The organism is Fibrobacter sp. UWR4, from assembly GCF_003149045.1.
Taxonomy (GTDB): domain Bacteria; phylum Fibrobacterota; class Fibrobacteria; order Fibrobacterales; family Fibrobacteraceae; genus Fibrobacter.
This window is the reverse complement of record NZ_QGDU01000012.1, coordinates 1-21,497: the sequence shown is the minus strand read 5'-3', so window position 1 is coordinate 21,497 and position 21,497 is coordinate 1. Positions and strand designations below refer to the sequence as shown.

The window sequence follows — 21,497 nt, the reverse complement described above, 5'->3', positions numbered from 1 at the left end:
CACGAAGGAACTAGTTCTGCAGTTCCTTTTCTTCCTTCTGGATACGCTTCTTTTCGGAGTCCTTCTTCAGGCGTTTTTCGAAGGCTTCCTCGGACTTTGCAATTTTCTTCTCAGTCTTTGCAATCTGCTTCTGGAAATCGGCACTGTCTGCAGGAATTTCCTTCTTGGCAATGTTCAAGTAGAGCTTTGCTGTTTCGAACTGATCCAGGTCATTGTAGCTCTGGGAAATCATGATCAGGGCTTCCGGACGGCGCTTGGCATAGGGATAGGTTTCCAGGAATTCCTTGAAATAGATAACTGCTGCCTGGGGCTTTTCCATACGGAGGTAAAGGCGGGCGGTCTGGAATTCCTTTTCGGCCATGCGGTCCACCAGGAGTCCGTAATAGTAATTGACGGAATCGCGGAGCGGAGTGTCCGGATGATTGGAAAGGTAACGTTCGAAGTCCTTCATGGCGATGGTGGTGTTGGCTTCGTCGCGGGATACGCGGAATTCCATGTTGAAGGAAGAGATTGCCTTACGGAATTCTGCGGTTTCAATGAAGGGGGAACCGGGGAAGTTGACAATGAAGCTGCCATATTCGCCACGAGCTTCAATCCAGTCTTCCATGTTGAAATGGCTTTCTGCAATAAGGAACTGTGCCTGTTCCATATAGCCGGTGCCTGCGCAAGTGGTAAGAATGTCTTCCAGCTTTTCGATGGTGCGACCGTACTTGCCTGCCTTAAACAGTTCTTCTGCCTTTTCGTAGCGAGTGCCACACCATTGGGTATGGGTCATCTTCTCATGAGTTCCCGATGCGCAGGAACTAATCAAAAAGGCGGAAGTCAAAATGCCTAAGAACAGGGGAATCTTTTTACGCAGGGTCATTTTTTTTCTTTGGTTAATTCTAATTTTTACATCCGTAAAGTAGAAAAATTTAGTCCCCGAGAAAAATGATTTTAGTTCGCTACGTATTGAAAGAGCTTGTCGGTCCATTTTTGGCCGCACTTTTTGGCATTACGTTCCTATTCGTAGTGGACTTTTTGGTGAAGATTCTGGACAATGTTCTTTCCAAGGGCTTGCCAGCTTCCACTGTTCTTGAAATTTTTGTGCTGAATCTGGCTTGGATGCTGTCCCTCTCCATCCCCATGGCTGTGTTGGTGGCGAGCCTCATGGCTTTTGGAAGACTGTCTGGGGACCAGGAAATTACCGCCTGCAAGGCTGCGGGTATTTCCCCCTTGTCCTTGATGCGTCCTGTGCTGATTGTCGCCATGTTGGTATCTGTTTTGATGGTGTGCTTTAATAACTGGGTGTTGCCGGAAGCCAACCATCGTTCCGTGGAATTGATGAACGCCGTTTCACGAAAGAAACCTCATGCCTTTATTGACGCAGGTCGTCTAATTACGCAATTCCCCGATGTCCAGCTTTGGGTAAACCGTATTGATCCTGTTTCCGGTTCCCTCTATGGAGTCCAGATTTACGAAATGGAAAAGAAGGGGGCTCCCCGCATTATCTATGCGGATAGTGCTTCCATGGAATATGCGGATAATGGCGCAACCCTTATGCTGCGCCTCAAGAGTGGCGAAACCCACATGACGGATGCTGACAATCCGGAAAACTATTTCCGTATTCGTTTCTTCTCCCAGGAACTGGCCATGAAGAATGTGGATGACCGCCTGGAACGCCGTAGCCGCAGTTATCGCAGTGACCGCGAAATGCCCATCGAGATGATGATGGACGTGGTTACTGATGCGGAGAAAAAATACGGGGAGGCTTTAGACCAGGCGGTTCCCCGTCGATTGGCAACTCTCGTGACCTTGCAGAAACAACTGGAGGGGGATTCGATTGCCCCGAAACTGAAGGGCGACAGTGATGTTTCCCCTATGGATTCAATCCAGCGTAGGAGGTCTCTCCAGAGGCTTCGTATTCAGGAAATCGCAGCGCTTCGCACTACGGAACGCCTGTACGGGCGCATGGATTCCGAAAAGAAACGCGCGGCTCAGTACCGGGTGGAAATTCACAAGAAGTACAGTACCGGCTTTGCCTGCTTTGTGTTTATCCTGATTGGGGCTCCTCTTGGCATTATGGCTCGAAAGGGCGGTATCGGCACGGGTATCCTGTATAGCCTAGCTTTCTTCGTGATTTACTGGATTTGCCTGATTGGTGGCGAAAATATGGCGGACCGTCTGATCGTCTCTCCGGTTCTTGCCATGTGGATGAGTAACATTATCATTGGCGTATTTGGCATATTCATTACCATCGCCATGGTTCGTGATCGCTTCTCTGGAGATTCCAAGTTCTTCCGCGGTTTGCGTGCGGTAAAGGGCTTCTTTGGAAAAATCTTCAAGAAACTTACCAGGAGGTTTGGATGAAATTCTCCCGGTATTTGATGTGGAACTTCCTGAAGATGTTCCTGATCGTGCTCCTTGGCGCGGTCCTGATGTTTGCTGTGATTGACTTTGTGGGCAACATCAAGACATGGCTTGCCCGTGATACCAAGGATGCCATTGATTACTATGTGAGTTACATTCCCTACATGGTGTACCTGATTACGCCTGTGGCCCTGTTCATTGCAGTCCTTGCATCTGTGGGTAACATGGCCCGCCATCTTGAAATGAGCGCCATGCAGAGTTCCGGTCAAAGTCCATTCAAGACCTTGATACCCATCTTCGTCTTTGGTATTCTCATGTCCGTCGCTTCCTACGAAATGAGTGAAATTATCCTGCCCGATGCGAACCATCGTCGTCTGGAAATCATGGAAACCAATGCCCAGAAAAAGAAGAATCCTCGAATCAAGGAAAAACAGGACTTTACCTTTATCGATAGCGAAAGGGCTAGCTGGTTCTTCAAGTACTATTCCGGAAAGAGTCGCACTGGTCGTGACGTGGTGCTCCTGATTCGCAACCAGGGCCGCCTTGAGGAACGTATCGACGCCCGTGTGGTCCGTTGGGTCGAAAAGAAAACTCCTGGGGATTCCAGCGTACCGAAAATCGCGGGACGTTCGGAAGGTTGCTGGCTGTTTGACCGGGGTTATTTGCGTGAACTGAAAAATACGGGCGAAATTGTGGCACACAAACTTCGCAATGAGACTCTCTGCGGTAAGGTATCGACTCATCCGGACGATCTTATCAATGAACGTCAGATATCCGATGAAATGGATTCCAAGATGGTGAAAAACCGCATCGAAGTACTCAAACGTTCAGGTGAAGATGTTAAGGCGATGGAGACCGCTTTGCACTTCAAGAGGTCCGCCCACTGGATGAACTTGATTGTGCTTTTGATTGGCGCCGCCCTTTGCCACCGATATAGCCGTTCTGGAGGCCTTTCCCAGAAGTTCGGCGTTGGACTGTTGATTGTATTTAGCTATTATATCGTTGAACGAATTGGACTTAAGATGGGTGAGAACGGTGCCTTGACCCCCTTCTGGGCGGCTTGGATCAGTCATTTCATTTATGGGGGAGTGGCCTCCGTGATGTTGTATCGTTCTTTCCGTTTGTAGAAGAGAGAAAATATGTCAGTTGCCGAAATCATGTTTGTGGTGGCAGGTCTCCTTGTTGGCCTGGCTTTCCAGGGAGGAATGTTCCTTTTCGCAATACCCTTTGCTGTGGTGGCGCTGCTTCTGGGGATGATGAATCGCCCGCGTCTGGCGGGCCCTAATTCCACCTCTACGGCAACTCTTCCCGTCATCAGTTTTAAGTCCAAGGCTACCGGAACAGTTCCTGTGGTTTCTCCAGATCTCCGTTCTGAGTTCCGCAACGAAAACGGCATGATCAATGAACCGGAATCCGCCTTGAAGGTGAGTCAGGTGTGGGCCCGTGCAAATGCCGATATCAATAAGGGCGTGTCGGATATCCTCCGTTCTTTCAAGGCTGTTGTTCCCCACGTCAATACCATTATCGTCTTTACCCAGATGAATAGCCCCAGGGAATGGGGTGTGCGTAACTATGTCAACGACAAGGAATCTTCTGTGGATCCTTGTGTCCGTATTTCCGAAAATTCTGGCATTGTAAGTCAGCTTTTCCGCTCGGGTGTGAACCGCCTTTTGGAAGGCGATCTTCCTGGTAGTAAGAGCCTTTCCTATTATATCGATCATCCGCCTATCAAATCTGTGGTGGCTGTTCCCATTTTGGATCACAGTGGCCATCGTATTGGCGCCTTGGTCATGGACTCTACTTATCCTAACGCCTTTACCGATGTGACTGCCCAGGCATTGGCTTTTGTGGCAAGTGCGATCTCTATGCTGGACTTCAAGGGCTTCCTTTCTGCACAGAAGCATATTGCCTTGCAGCAGTACAGTGGCCTGTACAACTACCAGCGTAAGTTCTTCCAGACCATGACCGTGAAGGATATTTACAAGCAGATTATCAGTTATGTCCGTAATAATGTGGCTTACGAACGCTTGACCATCCTGGTGCTGAACAAGGGAACAGAAAACTCTGGCCGAGTTGTTTTCTGTGAAGGTGACGACAGTTCGGAATTTGCGGAAAAACGTTTTACCTTGGACGACAAGGGCATCTTTGTTCTTGCCTTGATGCGTAACCGTCCTGTGGAACGTACCTTCTCTGCCGGTTTTAATGACTACGTACCTCGTTTGAATGACAATGAAAAACGTAATCTGGAACTCCGTCAGCTTTTTGTGATGCCTATTGCGGCTGAACCGGATTCCGCGGTGGCTGATATTGCTATCTGTCTGGAAAGCAAACTTCCCCGTCCCTATAGTGAACATGAAAAGGAACTTTTGAAGGCCTTTGCAGGGGTTGCAGGTTTTGCCTATGACCGTGCACGCAAGTTCGAACATGGTAAGGAAATGGCTTCCCGCGACAGCATGACGGGGCTCATGAACAAGCGCACCCTCTTTGAAAGACTTCGTACCGAACAGGTTCGTGCTAATCGTATGAAGTACGATATCGGTGTCCTGATGATGGACATTGACCATTTCAAGCATGTGAACGATACCTACGGACATAATATTGGTGACGTGGTGATTAACGGCTTTGCGAAGACCATCAGCGCTGAAATCCGTAAGGATATTGATGTGGTGGGCCGTTTCGGCGGCGAAGAATTCGTGGTGGGTCTGATTGATACTACTGCTGAAGGCATGATCGAAACTGCCGAACGTATCCGTAAGGCTATTGAAAAGCTGGTGTTCGATATCCACCAGGCAGAACCGCTGAAGGTGACGGTGAGCGTTGGTGCTTACCTGGTGTCTCCTGGATTTAACGACATGGAAAAGGCGGTGAAGAATGCTGACCTGGCTTTGTATAAGGCTAAGGAAAGCGGCCGTAACCGTGTTGTCCAGTTTGAAGAACGTTCTCTGGACGATACCGCTGCAAACTAACCTCCTGAGGTCCTATGTTTACTGCTGTTGATTGGCTAGTCCTGGTGGGCTATCTGCTGGTTTCCCTCTTTATCGGTCTGTGGGTTTCCCGCGGTAACAAGAACCTGAAGGAATATATGCTGGGCGGTGGTTCCATGCCCTGGATTGCTGTTGGCATTAGCCTTATTGCAACCTCCGTCAGCGCTACCACTTTCCTTGGGGCGCCTGCGGATGTGTATGGCGACAACATGACTTTCCTCATGTTCCAGATTGGCGCCTTCATCAGTATTTTCGTGGTGGGGAAGGTTTTTATTCCTCGCTTCCAGAATTCGGGAATTTCCAGCGCCTACGAACTTTTTGAAGTTCGTTTTGGTAGGCCCGTCCGTAGACTTGCCGCTGTATTCTATTGCTTGCATTTGTTACTCCGTACGGGGATCCTGCTGTATGCGCCGTCCCTGGTGCTCGCGCAGATTCTGCATATCGACTTGAAGGTGGCCATTATTGTTTCTGCAGCCGTCGCTATTTTCTACACCTGGTTTGGCGGCATCAAGGCGGTTATCTGGACCGATGTGATGCAGTTTATCGTGTTCTTTGGCGGTGGCGCTCTCGTTCTTTTGATTATCTCCAATTCCGTAGGCGGCCTTGGGGAGATGGCCCGCATGGCAGGGGAGGCCGGCAAGACGAAATGGTTTGACGGTAGCTTGGATATTTCCAATGCCCGTACTCTTATTTCTGCAGGTTTTGCCTACGCCATTCTGGAAATTGCCATCCGCGGTTGCGACCAGCAGTTCGTGCAGCGCTACCTCAGCTGCAAGGATGTAAAGGCCGCCAACCGTTCCAGCGTACTTTCCATGGTGCTGGGCGTTGTGGTTTCTATCCTCTTCTATTGGGTGGGTGCTGCGCTTTATGTCTACTACCAGATGGCTAAGTCCGCGCCTCTTCCCGAAGGTCTTGGACAGAATGACGTGTTTCCTTACTTTATTGTAAATAGCCTGCCTCAAGGTGTAACAGGCCTGATTGTCGCTGCCATCTGTGCTGCCGCCATGAGCTCCCTTTCTGGGGCCATCAATTCCCTCAGCAATACGTCCGAAAGGGATTTCTTTGGCTGGAAGGAAAACGAAGGCCTTGGCGGTCTCAAGCGTGCAAAGCTGTGGACGGTCCTGTGGGGTGTTCTCGGCGTGTTCGGTGCACTCTTTGCGGCCACCCAGCAGGGAAGCCTTTTGAAGAATGCCGTGTTCTTTACCGGCCTCTTTACGGGCCCCCTTCTTGGAATGTTCCTGCTGGCGTTCTTCGGAGAAAAAGTCTTCGGTACTGGCCTGAAAAAACTCCGCGGTTGGGTGGTCATTGTGGCAGTCCTTTGCGGTATGGGAAGCTTGATTCTTGTGCAGGGAATTCCTGCCTTTAAGGTGCCTGCGGTTCTTGGCGGGATCTTTAGCTGGCCCTGGATGCCCCTCATCAGCATGACCACCACCATCGTGGTTGCCTGTGTGGTAAATGCGGTTGCAAATTTGGCCACTTCCAAAAAGTAATATTCCAAATTGTGTAAGTAAATTTTTGCTGCGTATTCCGTACTCGGCGTTTCCTTTATTGCGTATATTGCAGGAAAACAAGGAGGTTCTTTATGTCTAACAAAGTTTCTTTAGTAGCGATTGCAGGTCTGTCTGCGGTTTGCCTCGGCTTGCTGTGGAATCAGCAGAATGGTGCTGGACAAGATGTTGTTTCTCAAAGCCCGGCCTTGGGCTTACCTGATTCCAAGCCTGTGTTGGAGAAAACCGGCCGCGGAACCATCACTGTAGCAAGTGAAGATCAGCATATGTTCGTTGCTGATGAATACATCACTACCTTCAGTATTTTTCAGAGGAATAAGGATAAGGGCAAGGCTTTCTCCTTGATGAACGCCAATCGAGAAAAGGTTATGGCTCTTTTCAAAAAAATGAATATTGATGAAAAGAGAGTTGATCAGACTAGTGTTGACGTAAAGAAGGACTGGACCTATGAGAAAAACATACGTCGAGATGATGGCTTCGTTGCTACTCAACATTTTAGAGTGATTCTTTCTAGCAAGGATGACGCTGAAACTTTGGAACAGGAATTGACTCAATTCTCTTTTGTGGAAGAATCCCGCATCTGGTCTCAGCTGAAAAATGCGGAGGCCATGGAAGTGGAAACGATTAAGAGTGCCTGTAAAAAGGTGAAACAGAAGGCGGATGAATATGCCCAGAGTGTTGGGGCGAATGTAGGAACCGCAATTACTGTCAGTGGACACTCCAGCGTAGATCAATTTAACTCTACGGATTCGGTGGGCGTCTTTGCGAATGTACAGGCCTCCATGCGTCTTGTAGGAAAGAATGAATCCAAGAATTCCTACATCACGGTGAATCAGTACGAAAATAAGAAGTTCCTTGCTGATAAGTTCATTGTTTCCGCTTGTATTGTAATTGATGGCTCCAATAAGGAACTGCTTTACAAGCAGGTGGCTGAAAAACGTGGTCAGATTGAGGACTTGGCTAAGAATCTTGGTATTGCTGTGTCTGATGTGAATACGGAATCTTTGGTCATCAGTAAGAAGACTAAGTGGGAACTGAGAGAGGATGGCGGAAAGAACCCCATTGCTGCTCGCCAGAATGTAACGGTGAATTTCCGTTCCAAGGATGCTGCTGTAACATTCTTCTCGGCTTTGGCGGGCATTGAACATGTTCTGCCGCGCCGTGCGGAGCCGGCCCTGAGTAATGAGGATTCCCTGCGAATCCAGGTAACGAACCTTGCGGGGCAAAAGGCTCTTGCTCGAGCAAAGGCTTTGGCGGAAGGCTTCGGTGGCAAGATAGGCGATGTGGTGAATGTTGGCGATAACGCCGCCAGCGGGCTTCAAGACTACATGGCCGTAAATGAGGTGGTGATGGATGCTCAACCAAGGTTGTATAAGGCTAAGATGGGCAGATCTGGTGGGTTCAATGATGGACTGGCGAGTCTCCTTGGCGGAGGGGATGGCTCCATGGGCATGAACATCGCCGATTCCGTGGAAATTTCATCTTTCATTAGCGTCGTAACAGAACTGAAGTACTAAAACCTGAAGAAAAACAAAAAAAGTTCAAAAAAATGGCCCATATCCCTTTACAAGCTGAAAATATTTAGCTATATATGGGTCACCCCGCGGGAATAGCTCAGTTGGTAGAGCACGACCTTGCCAAGGTCGGGGTCGAGGGTCCGAGTCCCTTTTCCCGCTCTAAAACAAAAGAACCACTCAACGAGTGGTTCTTTTTGTTTTATCGACTTGGAAAAGGGAAATCAAGCGCCCTCGAAGAGGGTGCGGCAAAAATCGGGTTGTGCGCGAAGCGCGTGAAGCCGATTTTTGAGCTTTGAGCGAAGCGATAAGCCCTTTAGGGTGAGCGAGCAGCCCTGCGAAGCAGGGGGACTGCGAACGAACATTCCCTTTTCCTCATCCCGATGCGTCCCCACGCAAACCCGAGATGTTCCTGAGACAAACCCGACGCAAACCAGATTCGTCCCGAAATAAACCAGACGCCTCCTGAAATCTCTCTACATCCATTCCCTCGAAAAAAGACATCCCTACTAGATATGGTTTGCGATCCCTACCACAATATCTAGTGACGAAACTGTCGGGCTGGGCCTCATATAAATACAAGCGGATTTGTCAAGGCATCGGCTCAAAAAATATCCATATTTTCATGCAGATTCTCTAACTCTTTATGAATCAAAGGTTTAAAAAAGTGGGTGCTTTTTTGAGTAGTTGTTTGTTTTTTGTTGAAAGTCAAATTTGTTTTACAAAACTTACAAAAATATGTCATTTGGCTGAAAAAAAATAAGATTTTTTTGTCGAAATCTCTACAAAACGTCATTTCTTTTATTATCTTGTACACCACATCTTGTGGTGGCGGTTAGGATTTTAACACAAGATATAGTGAAATTAGAAGGAAAAGAACTTTTTTGACAAAAAACGGCAGGAGCAGACGTGAGGGCCGCTTTGTCATAAGGATTGTGTGATGATCTTTACCGTGAAGAAGCGTGACGGCCGTGAGATGCCGTTCAACATTGAGAAGATTTCCGACGCCATCATCAAGGCTTTTAGAGCCTCCGGCGAACTTGAAGAACAAATTAAGGCTTCCCAGTCTCAGATGGACCTTCTCGGTGGTGAAGACATTCTTAGCAGTACCGCTCTCAAGGTCGCTGCTTATGCAGTTGGCCGTCTGGAAGCAGAAGGCAAGACCAAGCCCGAAATTGAAGACATCCAGGACGCTGTAGAAAAGGCTTTGACCGAAGCCGGTTACGGTGACACCGCCAAGAATTACATTCTGTATCGTGCAGAACGTACTCGCGTCCGCGAAGTCAATACTCGCCTCATGCACACTCTCCGCGACATCACCTTCAGCTCCGCCAAGGAATCCGACCTGAAGCGTGAAAACGCAAACATCGATGGCGACACCGCCATGGGTACCATGCTCAAGTACGGTTCCGAATCTGCAAAGCACTTCTACACCATGATGATGCTGAAGCCGGAACACAGCCGTGCTCATTCCGAAGGCGATATCCATATTCATGACTTGGACTTCTACGCCCTCACCATGACCTGCTGCCAGATCGACTTGATCAAGCTTTTCAAGAACGGCTTCAATACCGGTCACGGCCATCTCCGTGAACCCAAGGACATCCGCAGCTACGCAGCTCTCGCAGCTATCGCTATTCAGTCCAACCAGAACGATCAGCACGGTGGCCAGGCTGTTCCTAACTTCGACTATGCCATGGCCGACGGCGTTCGCATCACTTACCGCAAGGCTTACCTGAACAACATGGTGAAGGCCTTGATTCTTCTCACCGGTAAGGAAGAAGAAGAACTCCGCCCCATCGTCAAGAAGCTTCACGACGAAATGTTCGAAATGGGCATGGTTGCAACTCTCGTTCCTAACGAAAAGTTTGTCCAGACCGAAGCTCGCGAACTCTCCAAGACTTTCTCTACCGAAATCGTCATGGGTGCTCAGAAGTTTGCTGAAAAGCAGGCTTACGAAGAAACCGATAAGGCTACCTTCCAGGCAATGGAAGCCTTCGTTCACAACCTGAACTCTATGCACAGCCGCGCCGGTGCTCAGACTCCGTTCTCCAGCATCAACTATGGTATGTGCACCGATCCTGAAGCCCGCATGGTAATCCGCAATTTGCTCCTTACCACAGAAGAAGGCTTGGGTGGTGGCGAAACCGCAATCTTCCCGATTCAGATCCTCCGCGTGAAGGCTGGTGTGAACCTGAACCCTGAAGATCCCAACTACGATTTGTTCAAGCTTGCTTGCCGCGTTTCCGCAAAGCGCTTGTTCCCCAACTTCAGCTTCATGGATGCACCGTACAATGCTGCTTACTACAAGCCGGGCCGTCCCGAAACTGAAATCGCCTACATGGGCTGCCGTACCCGCGTTATTGGTAACTCCGCTCGTCCCGACCACGAAATCACTTTCGGTCGCGGTAACTTGAGCTTCACTTCCATTAACCTTCCGCGCATCGCTCTCAAGATGAAGTCTTTGGACCTGTTCTACAAGGAACTGGACCGTATGCTGGCTCTTGTCCGTGATCAGCTGCTGGAACGTATGGAAGTCCAGAGCCGTAAGCGCGTGAAGAACTTCCCCTTCCTCATGGGTCAGGGTATCTGGATTGGCTCCGAAAAGCTGGGCTGGAATGACGAAGTTCGCGAAGTCCTGAAGGACGGTACTCTTTCTATCGGTTTCATCGGTCTTGCTGAAACTTTGGTGGCCCTTACCGGTAAGCATCACGGTGAATCCGAATCCTCTCAGCGCCTGGGCCTGGAAATCATCCAGCACATGCGCGACTTCTGCGACAGCGAATCCAAGCGTCTCGGTGTGAACATCACCCTGTTTGCAACTCCGGCAGAAGGCCTTTCCGGTCGCTTCCTCCGCATGGACAAGAAGCGCTTCGGCATCATTCCGGGCGTTACCGATCGTGATTACTACACCAACTCTTTCCATGTGCCGGTGTACTACAAGATCAGCGCGTTTAAGAAGATCGAACTGGAAGCTCCGTACCACGCCCTCACCAATGCTGGCCATATCAGCTACATCGAAATGGATGGCGACCCGACCCAGAACCTGGATGCATTCGAAAAGATCGTGCGTTTCATGGCAAAGTCCGGCATCGGCTATGGCTCCATCAACCATCCGGTGGACCGCGACCCGGTTTGCGGTTATGTTGGCGTGATTAACGATGTGTGCCCCCGTTGCGGCCGTAAGGAAGGTCATTCCATCGACCCGCAGAAGATCGAGGAACTCCGCAAGAAGTTCCCGGGTATGCCTGCATTCCTCGGTATTCGCTAATAGAATTTTTTATAGATCAAAAAGACAATAGACAAAGTCACAGTCAAGGAGTGAAAAATGTCTGATAAGGAAAAGTCCCAGTACGGAGAAGGCGTTGGCTTTGAACGCATCCGCCGCATCACTGGTTACCTGGTAGGTACAGTGGATCGTTTCAACAATGCAAAGCTTGCTGAAGTCAATGACCGCGTGAAGCACGGTTGTGACTGTGCTGAAAACTAATTTCCCCTGAATGTCATCCTGAACTTGGTTCAGGATCAGCTGTAAAACTGGTACGAGAAAAATGAACTTTCAAAGTTTTGATGATATTCAGTTACGTATAGCGGGTGTAGAGCCGGAATCCTTCGTGGACGGCCCGGGCATCCGCTTTTCCATTTTTACTCAGGGCTGTTCTCATCACTGCCCCGGCTGTCACAATCCGCAGACTCACGACTTTGAGGGCGGTCACCTGATTTCCCTCAAGGAACTTCTTGAGATGATCCAGGAGAATCCCTTGCTGGATGGTGTTACCTTAAGTGGGGGGGACCCCATGTTCCAGGCCAAGGCCCTTGTGCCGCTGGCCCGCGAAATCAAGGAAATGGGATTGAACCTGGTGATTTTTTCGGGCTTTACGTATGAACGCCTGATGTCCATGAAGGACCAGATGCCGGAATGCCTGGAGCTTTTGACTTTTGCAGATATCCTTGTGGATGGCCCGTTTGTGCTGGCACAGCGCTGCCTGGACTTGAAGTTCCGTGGTTCTAAGAACCAGCGCCTGATTGATGTCCAGATGAGCCTTTCCGAAGGCCGCGTCGTTCTCCACCAGATCCAGCTGGATGAGATGCAGGAACACCCGGATTTATTTGAGTAATTTTGAGACGACTTGATCCCGGAAATCGTCAAGTTTCTCGAAGCTTTGTTTTTCCCGGATTGTCCGGTAGCTGTTGTAAATTTCAATCAGGTCGTTTTTCAGTTGCTGCTCGGAGTAGGTGGAGTCTTCTGCCGACTTGATGGCCAGTTCCCAAAGCTGTCTGGAAACATTGTAGCTGGTCGTGTCTCCCAGGGAAATCCCGAAGTTGTCCATGCGCTGTATCGCCGAGAGCAGTGCCACGTGGGGTGCCGGGCTAAAAATCGCAGCAGTCACGTGGGCGGAAAATTCGATATCAAGGTTGAGCGTCAACTCGGGATGTTCAATGCCGTCCACCTGATGTTTCGCCTCGTGAATGACGGTCTCCATTTCCTGGGCGTACTTGATAAACTCTCTTGACTTACCGCCGAAATCCTTTTCCAGGAGCTTGGAATAGATTTCGTTGGCCTTAAATATATCGAACTTGGGTAAACCGATTAGCCGCCAATATCTATTGTAGAGGTCATTCTTTGATCCATACTTGCTGAAATCGGCCTTCAGCTCCCTGGTGAATTTCTTGACCTGTTTTTCTACGGCATCGTCAATTACGATTACGAAATAGGTGGCGGCAGAGCTGTAGCCGATTTTTGACGGCAGCAGGCCCGGAATGATGCGCCTTGTTTTCAGCACTGCCACAGAATCGCCCTTATAGGCCATGGGGGTGAGAATGGTATCTTGAATCTGCATGACGTTGGCGCAGGATTCAATTTCAAAATCCAGCAGCAGGCCGTAGGACATCAGGACCTTATTCACGTTGTGCTGTTTGTTGATGTTGAAGTATTCTCCTTTAAAATAACCGTGTGCCGACGAAACCAAATCTGCAAAACTATTGCCACCGCCGGGGAAGAATTTCTCAAAAAGTTCAACAACGTCCTGTTCCTGAAAAAGATTGCTTTCCTTTACCAGCAGGGGTTCGTTTCGGCTGAGGGCGCTCAGATATGGAGCCAGGACGTTATATACGAAATCTAGACGGCGGTCGTCCTTGTTGGATTTTTTGAGTGCCTCAATTTTCTGGATGATGGCACGGTCGTAATCCCGCTCCACCGTGGCCTGGTTCTTCTTGGAAATGATGTGCTTCTGGACCTTTCTTACCTTGTCCTTGCTAATGCCAAAGGACTGGGATAACAGTTCTAGATATTCATTGTCCGTCTTGTCGATATAGAAGGATGTTTGCCTTATAAGATATTCGTCCAGGATGTCGTCGTCCATGTCCATGTTATTCGAACAGGAACATAGAAGAAAGAACGCAAGAAAATAGAATGGTGTTTTTGATAAGGATTGGAACAAAATAAACCTCAAGGCCTCTAGAAAATGAATCCGAATCCTATGCCGACGGCTCCAATGAGGCTCAAGGCGATGCCCACTGCACTTTTGGTTTGCCCTCCTTCAATATCGGTTGTTCCATTAGCCCAAAGTACAATGCCTGTTGTAAGTAATGTGCTTCCACCAATGATTGCTCCCCAGCGAAGCCAACCGCTTCTTAATGGATTGTTCGTGGAGGGAACGCTGCCGATGGGCTTAGAGGAACGAGGGCGAGTCTCGCGATATTCAGAATTATCTGAAATGTTCACTTTGTTAAGATTGAACTCTTCTTCATCCTCTTCGATTTCGTCGTCTTGGTCTGTTATGCCACTTGATGAAATTTCATGAACGCCATCCTTTACCTTGCGGAAGAATTCGGGAGCATTATCTTTGATGACCTTCAGAAGTGCCTCCACGTTTGCGCCTTGTCCGTTAAAACTGGCGACAAGCTTGTTGCCTGCAGTTTCGTAGATTTCCGCTGAAATTGTGAGCTTTGAACCGAACTTTCCAACATGAGCTTGGCAAATGTAGTCGGCTGCGATGTTTCTGCCTGTTTCCGCAAGGCAACTACCTTCGCAGTCTTCGATGGCTTTGCCCGGCGGGAGCATGGCGCTGATGTTCTCGCGAGTCATGATGGTGTAGTTTTGCTCCGCGGGAAGTTCCCTGATGGCTTCTTCCCGCAAAACGTTGGTGAGGTACTGACGGTCTGGAAGCTCGACCTTCTTTTTTATAGTCGGGTCTATTCTTGTCTCGAGTACGGCGACGTAGGCTGCGGAAGCGACTGAGGCGCAAAACAGCAAAAGAAAAAGTGCTTTCAGGAATTGTTTCATCGTGTTTCTTTTTATTCTGAGAAGGTAAACGGAATTGTTACTGTTGTGTTGCCACCTTCGGCCTTGCCAAAATTCCAGGAACTCACTTTTTTCTTGATTTCCTTGTCGAATATGTCATTGTTTGTAGAGGATGATACGATAGATATGGAAAGGACATCTCCGTTTGTACCGATGGTAAATTTCAAGACAACTTTACCCTCGAAGGCAGGGTCCTTTTCCAGGTACTTGTTGTAGATGTTCCTGAGTGCGGGTGTACGTTGCTTCACGACCTTCATTATATCCGCCGCCATACGGTTGTTGCCCGTGACCTTGACATCACCGCTCCCGATGCCGCCGCTTCCGTCGCCCTTGACTCTACGTCCGCCGTTCTTACTGGAATCCGTTTCCTTGTCTGTAAAGCTAATCGGGATGATGACTGTCTTGTTGCCTCCAGAAATCGCCCCAAAATTCAACATGCTAACGGCTTTCTTGATTTGCTGGTCAAATTCAAGTTCTCCAGTTGTTGTCTTCTCGATAGAAATGTCGATGATGTTTCCGGCGGGTGCAATCGTGAATTTCAGCGCGACGATGCCTTCAAAGCTTTTTTTGGCTTTTTTCATGTATTTCTGGTGTATGTCGTCAAATTCTGGACGGTGCTGGTTGAGGACCGCCAAAATGTCGTCGCCAGAACGGATTTCGTCTTCGTCCTCTTCGAAATTGCTTTCGAAACCTCCGAACAGCGGAGCCCAATAGTAACTGTAGACTGCATCTACTTGAACGTCAGGAACCTCGTTGTCTCCCTTCCAAGCCTTGTACTTCGTGACTTTGATGGTACATTGCTCCTTGTTTCCCTTTACGTCGATATAGTAACGATGAGATATTGTTCCGACCACTCCGTAGCTGGCGTAGATGGCGGCAACATGTCTTTCTGTCACGATTTTGCCTTCCATGGGGTCGGCCTTGGTGAGTTCGACGCCCCTATCGTAAAAGGTCCTGATGACCGCGTTGTAACATGCGTTGTGGGGCTGGTTGTAGCTCCTGGTAAGGTATTGATCATAAAGGGCGGGGGCGTTCAGCATCATGGTCTTGGCGCAGCCGGAAAGCAGGGCTAGCGAAGCGACGAATAGAGCAAGAATGGAGACTTTCATGTTTTTCCTTTTTTTGGCAGATTTGTGTCGTTTTCTTCCAATCGCTAATCCCTTTAAATTTAGGCTTTTGGAAAGCCTTAAAGATTGCCAAGATAAGCCCTTTAAAAAAATTTTTTTCATTTACTTGCAATTTTTACCTGCCATATAATTCATGGTGAATCATATAGAAAAGATGTAATTAGTACGCAGATTAAAAAAAGACCGTCCTTAAAACGGTCTTCAAAACTTTGTAAATGTTTTAGGTTTGTGCTGCTCGGAGTTGGGCGGGCTATTTCGCCTTGTAACTTACGAAACGGACATTTCCGCAGTAGTCCTTGTGAATGCCGGTGAAGGTCAGCCAGGGGTAGCTAGAGGCTTCCGCTTCCAGCATGGTTCCCTGTTCGGAACCGATTTCCAGAAGGATGGATGCGCCGGAATTCATGCGACCTTCTGTCTGCTGTAAAAGCTTGCGGACCAGATCGAGACCGTCGGCACCGCCAAAGAGGGCAAGAGCCGGATCGAAGTTTGCCACCTCGGGCTGGAGGTTCGGTTTTTCGCCGTCGGGAATGTAGGGGAGGTTCGCAATCAGACAATCGATTTTCTGGTCGGCAGCGAGACCTGCGGCGGTCAATGCGTCGGCGGTAGCGGCTTCCAGCAGGTCGCCTTGGGCAAAGGTCAGCTTGTCGTCGGTCAGTTCGTTGGCGGCAGCGTTTTCGCGGGCCAGAGTCAGGGCGTCTTCAGAAACGTCGCAGGCTAGAACCTTGGCGCCAGAAATTTCCTTGGCGGAAGCGATGGAAATGCAGCCGGAGCCAGTTCCGATTTCAACGATAAAGGGGGCTTCCACTTCCTTCAGGCGGTCGCGGGCCATATCCACCAGCATCTCAGTTTCGGGACGGGGAATGAGGGCGCGAGGGTCGCATTTGATGATAAAGCCGCGGAAGCTTGTGTCGCCGATAATGTGCTGCAGGGGCTCGCGGTTGGCGCGTCGCGCTACCATGGGACGCAATTCATCCAGCTCCGCAGGGGTCAAGGGCTTCTCGAAGTTCAAGTACAGATCCATACGGTTCTTCATCTTGAGACCGTGACTGATGATGTACTGGGCGTCCAGAAGCGGGTCGGGAACGCCCTTCTTTTCGAAGAAGACCTTAGTGCGGTTCAGGATTTCCAGAACCGTCATGGGAGCATTTTGCGGGTTTGCCATTGCGCGCGCCTTCCTTGCTTGCGGACAGGACTATGCCTGGAACTTGCCCAACTTTTCCTGAGCGTTAGCCATCTGGAGGCCGTTGATGACTTCCTGAAGGTCGCCTGCTACCACCTGGTCCAGGTTGTACAGGGTGAGGCCGATGCGGTGATCGGTCACGCGGTTCTGGGGGTAGTTGTAAGTACGGATCTTTGCGGAACGGTCGCCGGTACCCACCAGGGCTTTACGGCTGGCGGCTTCTTCACGTTCCTTCTTGGCGATGACTTCGTCAAGGATGCGGGAACGGAGCATTTCCATAGCGTGCAGGCGGTTCTGGAGCTGGGAACGTTCTGTCTGGCAGCTTACCACCACGCCTGTAGGAATATGGGTCAAACGGACTGCGGAGTCCGTCTTGTTAATGTACTGACCGCCAGCGCCGCTGGAGCGGTAAGTGTCCATGTGGATATCGGCTTCGCGGATTTCTACGTCCACTTCTTCTGCTTCCGGAAGGATTGCGACTGTAGCGGCAGAGGTATGCACGCGGCCCTGGGTTTCGGTTTCGGGGACGCGCTGCACGCGGTGAACACCACTTTCAAACTTCAGGGTGCCGTAAACGCTATCGCCTTCGATAAAGGCGCGAATTTCCTTGTAGCCGCCCACGGTACCTTCGCTCAGGTCCTGGATGGTAATCTTCCAGCCCATCTTTTCGCAATAGGCGCGGTACATACGGAACAGGTCGCCAGCAAACAGGGCGGATTCGTCACCGCCGGTACCACCGCGGATTTCGATGGTGGCGTTACGGAAATCCCACGGATCCTTGGGAACCATGAGGATCTGCAATTCGTCGGTAAGACCGGGAAGTGCCTTTTCGATGGTGGAAAGCTCGGACTTTGCCATGGCCACCATTTCCGGGTCGGAATCGCCCAGAGCCATCTTCCATTCTTCCTGGTCGTTAAGCATCTGCAGGTATTCCTTGGCCTTGATTACAGCCTTTTCGATACCCTTGTACTGCTTGTGAATCTTGTTGTAACGAGCCTGGTCACCGAGAACATCGGGATTACCCAGTTCGGATTCCAGTTCTTCGTATTTTTCAATGAGTTTACGTGCTTTATCTTTCATCGCGTGCAAATGTAGAAAAAAGGTGTGAGGTATGAGGTTATGAGGTCGGGGGCGAGGCCCCCTTTGAAGGTGCAGGGTATAGAGATTAGAAACTAGAGGTCAGGGTACATCAAACCTCTAGGAGCGAAGCTCCGACCTCACACCTCAAGCGAAGCGTACCTCGAACCCCTAGCCCCTAAAACAACTTGCCTCCTGCGGCCCTAGCCCCTAGAACCTATCCCCTAACCCCTAGATCCTAAATCCTAGCCCCTAATTAAAACTGATTGATGAAGAATGTGATGCAGAGGCTGTTGATGAAGTCTGCGAACATACTTCCTACAATGGGCACCAGCAGGTAGGGCTTTACGGCCGGGGCGAACTTGGTGGTAATAGCCTGCATGTTTGCCATGGCGTTAGGGGTTGCTCCCATGCCGAATCCGCAAACACCTGCGGAAAGTACCGCGGCGTCATAGTCCCTACCCATAACGTTGAACACCACGAAGTAGGCAAACAGGAACATGAGCAAAGTCTGTGCACAGAGCAGTACCACCAGGGGCAAGGCCAGGGAGGCCAACTGCCAGAGCTTCAGGGTAATCATGGCGATGCCCAGGAACAGGGAAAGACAGATGCCACCTACGTCCCGGATTTCACCCATGTGCACTTCGTACTTGCTACTGTATTCGCAGATGTTTCTCATGATGGCGGCGATGATCATGGATCCGATGTAGGCGGGGAAGGTCATGCCTGTCTTGGAAAGAAGCATGGAAACGACGGTTCCAAGACCCATGGCGATAGAAAGCTGGAATGCGGCGGTGGAGTAACGCTGTGCGGAACGGCGGTACTTGCTTTGTTCTTCCTTCAGTTCTTCCTTGTGGGCGGTGTTTGCGGTCTTGAGAAGGTCTCTCTTGATGATGAGTTTACGCCCTAGCGGGCCGCCCATGAGGGAGCCTGCCACAAGGCCGAAGGTGGCGGCGGCGGTGCAGAGGGTGGTGGCGCCTTCCATGCCGAAGTCTTCAAGGACGGGGCCGAAAGCTCCTGCAGTACCATGGCCACCCACCATGGAGATGGATCCTGCGGAAAGGCCTACCAGCGGGCTTACGTGAAGTGCCTTGGCGAGAACAACGGCAAGACCATTCTGGCAGAGAATCAGCGTACAGACGCAAATCAGGAGGAGAATCAGGTTGACGCCACCGCTCTTGAGAATCTTCAGGTTGGCATTAAAACCGACGGAAGTAAAGAATACCATCATGCAGATGGATTTCAGGGTTTCGTCGAACTGGAATTCTAGAAGATTCAACTTGTACAGAATGCAGGAAAGGAAGGCGAACAGGATGCCGCCCACCACAGGGGAGGGAATGCAGAATTTTTCCAGAAACTTGATTTGCTTCTTGAGGTTTGCGCCGATGACGAGAACCACAACGGCAAGGGCCAAAGTCTGGTACATGTCGAGGGATAGTTTATACATCAGTTCTCCTTAGTCGCCTGTAGAGGGGATGGGACCGCGGGCCTGAAGAGGCTCGACGATTTCTACTTTAAGGTTCTTGCTGGCGTAGAGTGCTGCTGCGCCCGGATGGAAGGCCACGGGAACGTTGGCGGTTGCAAATTCGAGGGCTGCTGCGACGGCCTCGGAATTTGCGGTGGAGGTTGACGCATGTCTTGCCGCGGAGTTTGCGAAGGCGGATTCTGCGACTTTAGCAACGGTAGCGTTGTCCGTCAGTTGGTTTGTTACGAGAACAGCCTTTGCCCCAAGGGTCTGCAGGTCGGCTTCCTGCCCTGCGTAGGTGCCTGCGGGAATGACGCTTGCGGTAAGTTCCGGATGGATGCCCATGATGCGGGCGGCGTCAACTTCGCCAATGGAAAGCAATCGGACGTTCTTGCTGTTTGCAAGTTCGGTAATGTAGGGCGTGGGAATGCCTGCAGTGCAGAAGAAGGCGTCGATTTCGCCAGCCTTCAAAGCGTCGGCGGATTCCTTGAAGCTGAGCTTTTTCGCGTCCACCTTGTCCATAGAAATTCCGTAGGATTCCAGGATGATTTCTGCGTTGCGGAGTACGCCGGATTCTTCTTCGCCTACAGCGACCCGCTTGCCGATAAGATCTGCAACGGACTTAATTTCGGCTTCGCCAGCCACCACAATCTGGATGGACTCGGTGTAAAGACCTGCCACGGCGGCGATGGCGGAACGTATACGGCTACGCATCAGGTAATCCTTTAGAATATCAGCCTGCACAATACCGAAGTCTATGAAACCTTCTTCAATGAGGCGGATGTTTGCGGAAGTTCCAGAGGTGTTCTTCACCTGGATTTGAATGCTGCCGTTTGCCTTGTTGAATGATTCGGCAAACTGGGTTGCGTACTTGTCATAAAGGCCGCCCTTGTTGCCGGAACCGAAGCGAATATTCTGTTTTTCTGAGTCACAGGCCCCGAGAATTAGGGCTGTGGTTGCCAAAATGGCGGAGGCGATAGCCTTGAACGTGAAAGTCGAATGTTTCATTGGAAAACTCCAGTGGAATATGGACGTTTTTAAAGATAGAAAATCTAAATTATGCACATGGAAGTAAGACCCATTGGAACATTTTTTGGCGATGCTGTATACAAGTACGATGCACCGAGACAGGGCCGCCTTTTTGCGGGACACCCCGGTCGTATAGTCCTGAATTCGGGCTGTAATTTCGAAATGGCCCTTCGGGATCTTGACGGCTTCGAACGAATCTGGGTGATCTTTCAGTTTCACGAAAATGACGGTTGGCGTCCCACCACACGACCTCCTGTTCCTGCTCCTGGGAAAGACCGTGTTGGCACATTTGCAAGCCGTTCCCCCTACCGCCCGAATTCCATTGGACTGAGTTGTGTGCGCCTGCTGAAAGTAGATGGACTTACTTTGCATGTGGACGAGGCCGACTTACTCAATGAAACTCCCATTCTTGACATAAAACCCTACATCCCCATGGCGGATGCGTTCCCAGAGGCGAAGGCCGGATGGGTTGACGAACAGGAGGGAGAAAAGTGGGCCGTGACCGCTTCCGAAAGGTTTTTGACGCAACAACGGTGGATTGCGGAAAATAGTGAGTTTGACCTGATGAGTTTTGCCCAGGTGCAACTTGGACGTGGTGGCTTTAGCAATGGCGTTTTCGATGGAACTAGACGCCGCCTGACTCTGGATGAAAAGGCAAGGACTGGAGTACTGTCCTATCGTACGTTCCGTATTGATTTTAGCTATGACGAAGCTGCAAAATCGGTGCAGCTTTTGCAAATTCGCTCGGGATATAGGCCCGAAGAGCTGTTAGAAGGGGCCGAAGACAAATATGGCGATAAACAACTGCATCGGAATTTCTTAATATGTGATTAAAAGGGACTTTGCGGTTATGATAAAAAAGTATGGCTCTTCATCAACATGTGTGGGTGGCTTCGCCACCCTTTTTTGTTGACTTTCGCCTAAATTAAACAAAAAATGGGCTATTTTCTAAAATTTAAT

General features: G+C 50.0%; 17 protein-coding genes and 1 tRNA gene. 10 read left to right on the top strand and 8 right to left on the bottom strand.

Annotated elements, in window-relative coordinates:
• Positions 1 to 10 precede the first annotated feature (10 nt).
• Positions 11 to 865 (bottom strand): outer membrane protein assembly factor BamD, encoded by an 855-nt coding sequence (locus tag BGX12_RS06435; RefSeq protein ID WP_158278186.1) that lies wholly within the window; start codon positions 863 to 865, stop codon positions 11 to 13.
• Between the two features lie 65 nt (positions 866 to 930).
• Between BGX12_RS06435 and BGX12_RS06430 the strand changes: the two genes are divergently transcribed.
• The 9 genes from BGX12_RS06430 (at position 931) to nrdG (ending at position 12,473) form a co-directional block, all read left to right on the top strand.
• Positions 931 to 2,349: an LptF/LptG family permease gene (locus BGX12_RS06430; protein ID WP_109735320.1), complete on the top strand. Its 1,419-nt coding sequence runs from the start codon at positions 931 to 933 to the stop codon at positions 2,347 to 2,349.
• Positions 2,346 to 3,476, top strand: coding sequence for an LptF/LptG family permease (locus BGX12_RS06425; protein WP_109735265.1), 1,131 nt, complete (start codon positions 2,346 to 2,348; stop codon positions 3,474 to 3,476). Before BGX12_RS06430 ends, BGX12_RS06425 begins: the two co-directional genes overlap by 4 nt.
• A 12-nt stretch (positions 3,477 to 3,488) precedes the next feature.
• Positions 3,489 to 5,315 carry a diguanylate cyclase gene (locus BGX12_RS06420; protein ID WP_109735264.1) on the top strand — a complete coding sequence of 609 codons (1,827 nt, stop codon included), beginning with the start codon at positions 3,489 to 3,491 and terminating at the stop codon, positions 5,313 to 5,315.
• A gap of 14 nt (positions 5,316 to 5,329) precedes the next feature.
• A complete protein-coding gene (locus BGX12_RS06415) occupies positions 5,330 to 6,823 on the top strand; it encodes a sodium:solute symporter (protein ID WP_109735263.1) in 1,494 nt (497 codons plus the stop codon).
• Positions 6,824 to 6,915: 92 nt separating this feature from the next.
• Positions 6,916 to 8,358 carry an SIMPL domain-containing protein gene (locus tag BGX12_RS06410; RefSeq protein ID WP_109735262.1) on the top strand — a complete coding sequence of 481 codons (1,443 nt, stop codon included), beginning with the start codon at positions 6,916 to 6,918 and terminating at the stop codon, positions 8,356 to 8,358.
• 86 nt (positions 8,359 to 8,444) lie between these two features.
• Positions 8,445 to 8,517 (top strand) — tRNA-Gly (locus BGX12_RS06405).
• Positions 8,518 to 9,295: 778 nt separating this feature from the next.
• Positions 9,296 to 11,626 carry an anaerobic ribonucleoside triphosphate reductase gene (locus tag BGX12_RS06395; protein ID WP_109735260.1) on the top strand — a complete coding sequence of 777 codons (2,331 nt, stop codon included), beginning with the start codon at positions 9,296 to 9,298 and terminating at the stop codon, positions 11,624 to 11,626.
• Between the two features lie 57 nt (positions 11,627 to 11,683).
• Positions 11,684 to 11,845 carry an anaerobic ribonucleoside-triphosphate reductase gene (nrdD, locus tag BGX12_RS06390; RefSeq protein ID WP_109735259.1) on the top strand — a complete coding sequence of 54 codons (162 nt, stop codon included), beginning with the start codon at positions 11,684 to 11,686 and terminating at the stop codon, positions 11,843 to 11,845.
• Between the two features lie 61 nt (positions 11,846 to 11,906).
• The gene (gene nrdG / locus BGX12_RS06385) at positions 11,907 to 12,473 is read left to right on the top strand and encodes an anaerobic ribonucleoside-triphosphate reductase activating protein (protein WP_109735258.1); all 567 of its coding nucleotides are present in this window, start codon (positions 11,907 to 11,909) and stop codon (positions 12,471 to 12,473) included.
• On the opposite strand, the gene BGX12_RS06380 is transcribed toward nrdG, so the two are convergent.
• The 7 genes from BGX12_RS06380 to BGX12_RS06350 all read right to left on the bottom strand — a co-directional run bounded on the left by BGX12_RS06380 (position 12,462) and on the right by BGX12_RS06350 (position 20,516).
• Complete coding sequence (locus BGX12_RS06380; protein WP_146196271.1) at positions 12,462 to 13,718, bottom strand: hypothetical protein; 1,257 nt, start codon at positions 13,716 to 13,718, stop codon at positions 12,462 to 12,464. The two genes, nrdG and BGX12_RS06380, sit on opposite strands and share 12 nt — an antisense overlap.
• Positions 13,719 to 13,813: 95 nt before the next feature.
• Positions 13,814 to 14,641 carry a hypothetical protein gene (locus BGX12_RS06375; RefSeq protein WP_109735256.1) on the bottom strand — a complete coding sequence of 276 codons (828 nt, stop codon included), beginning with the start codon at positions 14,639 to 14,641 and terminating at the stop codon, positions 13,814 to 13,816.
• A gap of 11 nt (positions 14,642 to 14,652) precedes the next feature.
• Entirely contained in the window at positions 14,653 to 15,768 is a 1,116-nt protein-coding gene (locus BGX12_RS15765; RefSeq protein ID WP_109735255.1) for a TonB family protein, read from the bottom strand.
• A gap of 268 nt (positions 15,769 to 16,036) precedes the next feature.
• Positions 16,037 to 16,948: a peptide chain release factor N(5)-glutamine methyltransferase gene (gene prmC, locus BGX12_RS06365; RefSeq protein WP_109735254.1), complete on the bottom strand. Its 912-nt coding sequence runs from the start codon at positions 16,946 to 16,948 to the stop codon at positions 16,037 to 16,039.
• Positions 16,949 to 16,978: 30 nt separating this feature from the next.
• Positions 16,979 to 18,046: a peptide chain release factor 1 gene (prfA, locus tag BGX12_RS06360; protein WP_109735253.1), complete on the bottom strand. Its 1,068-nt coding sequence runs from the start codon at positions 18,044 to 18,046 to the stop codon at positions 16,979 to 16,981.
• A gap of 253 nt (positions 18,047 to 18,299) precedes the next feature.
• Positions 18,300 to 19,490 (bottom strand): sodium/glutamate symporter, encoded by a 1,191-nt coding sequence (gene gltS, locus BGX12_RS06355; protein ID WP_199220736.1) that lies wholly within the window; start codon positions 19,488 to 19,490, stop codon positions 18,300 to 18,302.
• Positions 19,491 to 19,499: 9 nt separating this feature from the next.
• The gene (locus BGX12_RS06350) at positions 19,500 to 20,516 is read right to left on the bottom strand and encodes a TAXI family TRAP transporter solute-binding subunit (protein WP_109735251.1); all 1,017 of its coding nucleotides are present in this window, start codon (positions 20,514 to 20,516) and stop codon (positions 19,500 to 19,502) included.
• A gap of 57 nt (positions 20,517 to 20,573) precedes the next feature.
• On the opposite strand from BGX12_RS06350, the gene tsaA reads away from it, so the two are divergent.
• Positions 20,574 to 21,371, top strand: a complete 798-nt coding sequence (gene tsaA, locus BGX12_RS06345) for a tRNA (N6-threonylcarbamoyladenosine(37)-N6)-methyltransferase TrmO (protein WP_109735319.1) — start codon at positions 20,574 to 20,576, stop codon at positions 21,369 to 21,371.
• Positions 21,372 to 21,497: the final 126 nt, after the last annotated feature.

What these genes read in the sequence shown, in the direction of transcription:
- BGX12_RS06435 (WP_158278186.1), bottom strand. Translation starts at nt 865, where the DNA reads ATGACCCTGCGTAAAAAGATTCCCCTGTTCTTAGGCATTTTGACTTCC.
- BGX12_RS06430 (WP_109735320.1), top strand. Translation starts at nt 931, where the DNA reads ATGATTTTAGTTCGCTACGTATTGAAAGAGCTTGTCGGTCCATTTTTG.
- BGX12_RS06425 (WP_109735265.1), top strand. Translation starts at nt 2,346, where the DNA reads ATGAAATTCTCCCGGTATTTGATGTGGAACTTCCTGAAGATGTTCCTG.
- BGX12_RS06420 (WP_109735264.1), top strand. Translation starts at nt 3,489, where the DNA reads ATGTCAGTTGCCGAAATCATGTTTGTGGTGGCAGGTCTCCTTGTTGGC.
- BGX12_RS06415 (WP_109735263.1), top strand. Translation starts at nt 5,330, where the DNA reads ATGTTTACTGCTGTTGATTGGCTAGTCCTGGTGGGCTATCTGCTGGTT.
- BGX12_RS06410 (WP_109735262.1), top strand. Translation starts at nt 6,916, where the DNA reads ATGTCTAACAAAGTTTCTTTAGTAGCGATTGCAGGTCTGTCTGCGGTT.
- BGX12_RS06395 (WP_109735260.1), top strand. Translation starts at nt 9,296, where the DNA reads ATGATCTTTACCGTGAAGAAGCGTGACGGCCGTGAGATGCCGTTCAAC.
- nrdD (WP_109735259.1), top strand. Translation starts at nt 11,684, where the DNA reads ATGTCTGATAAGGAAAAGTCCCAGTACGGAGAAGGCGTTGGCTTTGAA.
- nrdG (WP_109735258.1), top strand. Translation starts at nt 11,907, where the DNA reads ATGAACTTTCAAAGTTTTGATGATATTCAGTTACGTATAGCGGGTGTA.
- BGX12_RS06380 (WP_146196271.1), bottom strand. Translation starts at nt 13,718, where the DNA reads ATGGACGACGACATCCTGGACGAATATCTTATAAGGCAAACATCCTTC.
- BGX12_RS06375 (WP_109735256.1), bottom strand. Translation starts at nt 14,641, where the DNA reads ATGAAACAATTCCTGAAAGCACTTTTTCTTTTGCTGTTTTGCGCCTCA.
- BGX12_RS15765 (WP_109735255.1), bottom strand. Translation starts at nt 15,768, where the DNA reads ATGAAAGTCTCCATTCTTGCTCTATTCGTCGCTTCGCTAGCCCTGCTT.
- prmC (WP_109735254.1), bottom strand. Translation starts at nt 16,948, where the DNA reads ATGGCAAACCCGCAAAATGCTCCCATGACGGTTCTGGAAATCCTGAAC.
- prfA (WP_109735253.1), bottom strand. Translation starts at nt 18,046, where the DNA reads ATGAAAGATAAAGCACGTAAACTCATTGAAAAATACGAAGAACTGGAA.
- gltS (WP_199220736.1), bottom strand. Translation starts at nt 19,490, where the DNA reads ATGTATAAACTATCCCTCGACATGTACCAGACTTTGGCCCTTGCCGTT.
- BGX12_RS06350 (WP_109735251.1), bottom strand. Translation starts at nt 20,516, where the DNA reads ATGAAACATTCGACTTTCACGTTCAAGGCTATCGCCTCCGCCATTTTG.
- tsaA (WP_109735319.1), top strand. Translation starts at nt 20,574, where the DNA reads ATGGAAGTAAGACCCATTGGAACATTTTTTGGCGATGCTGTATACAAG.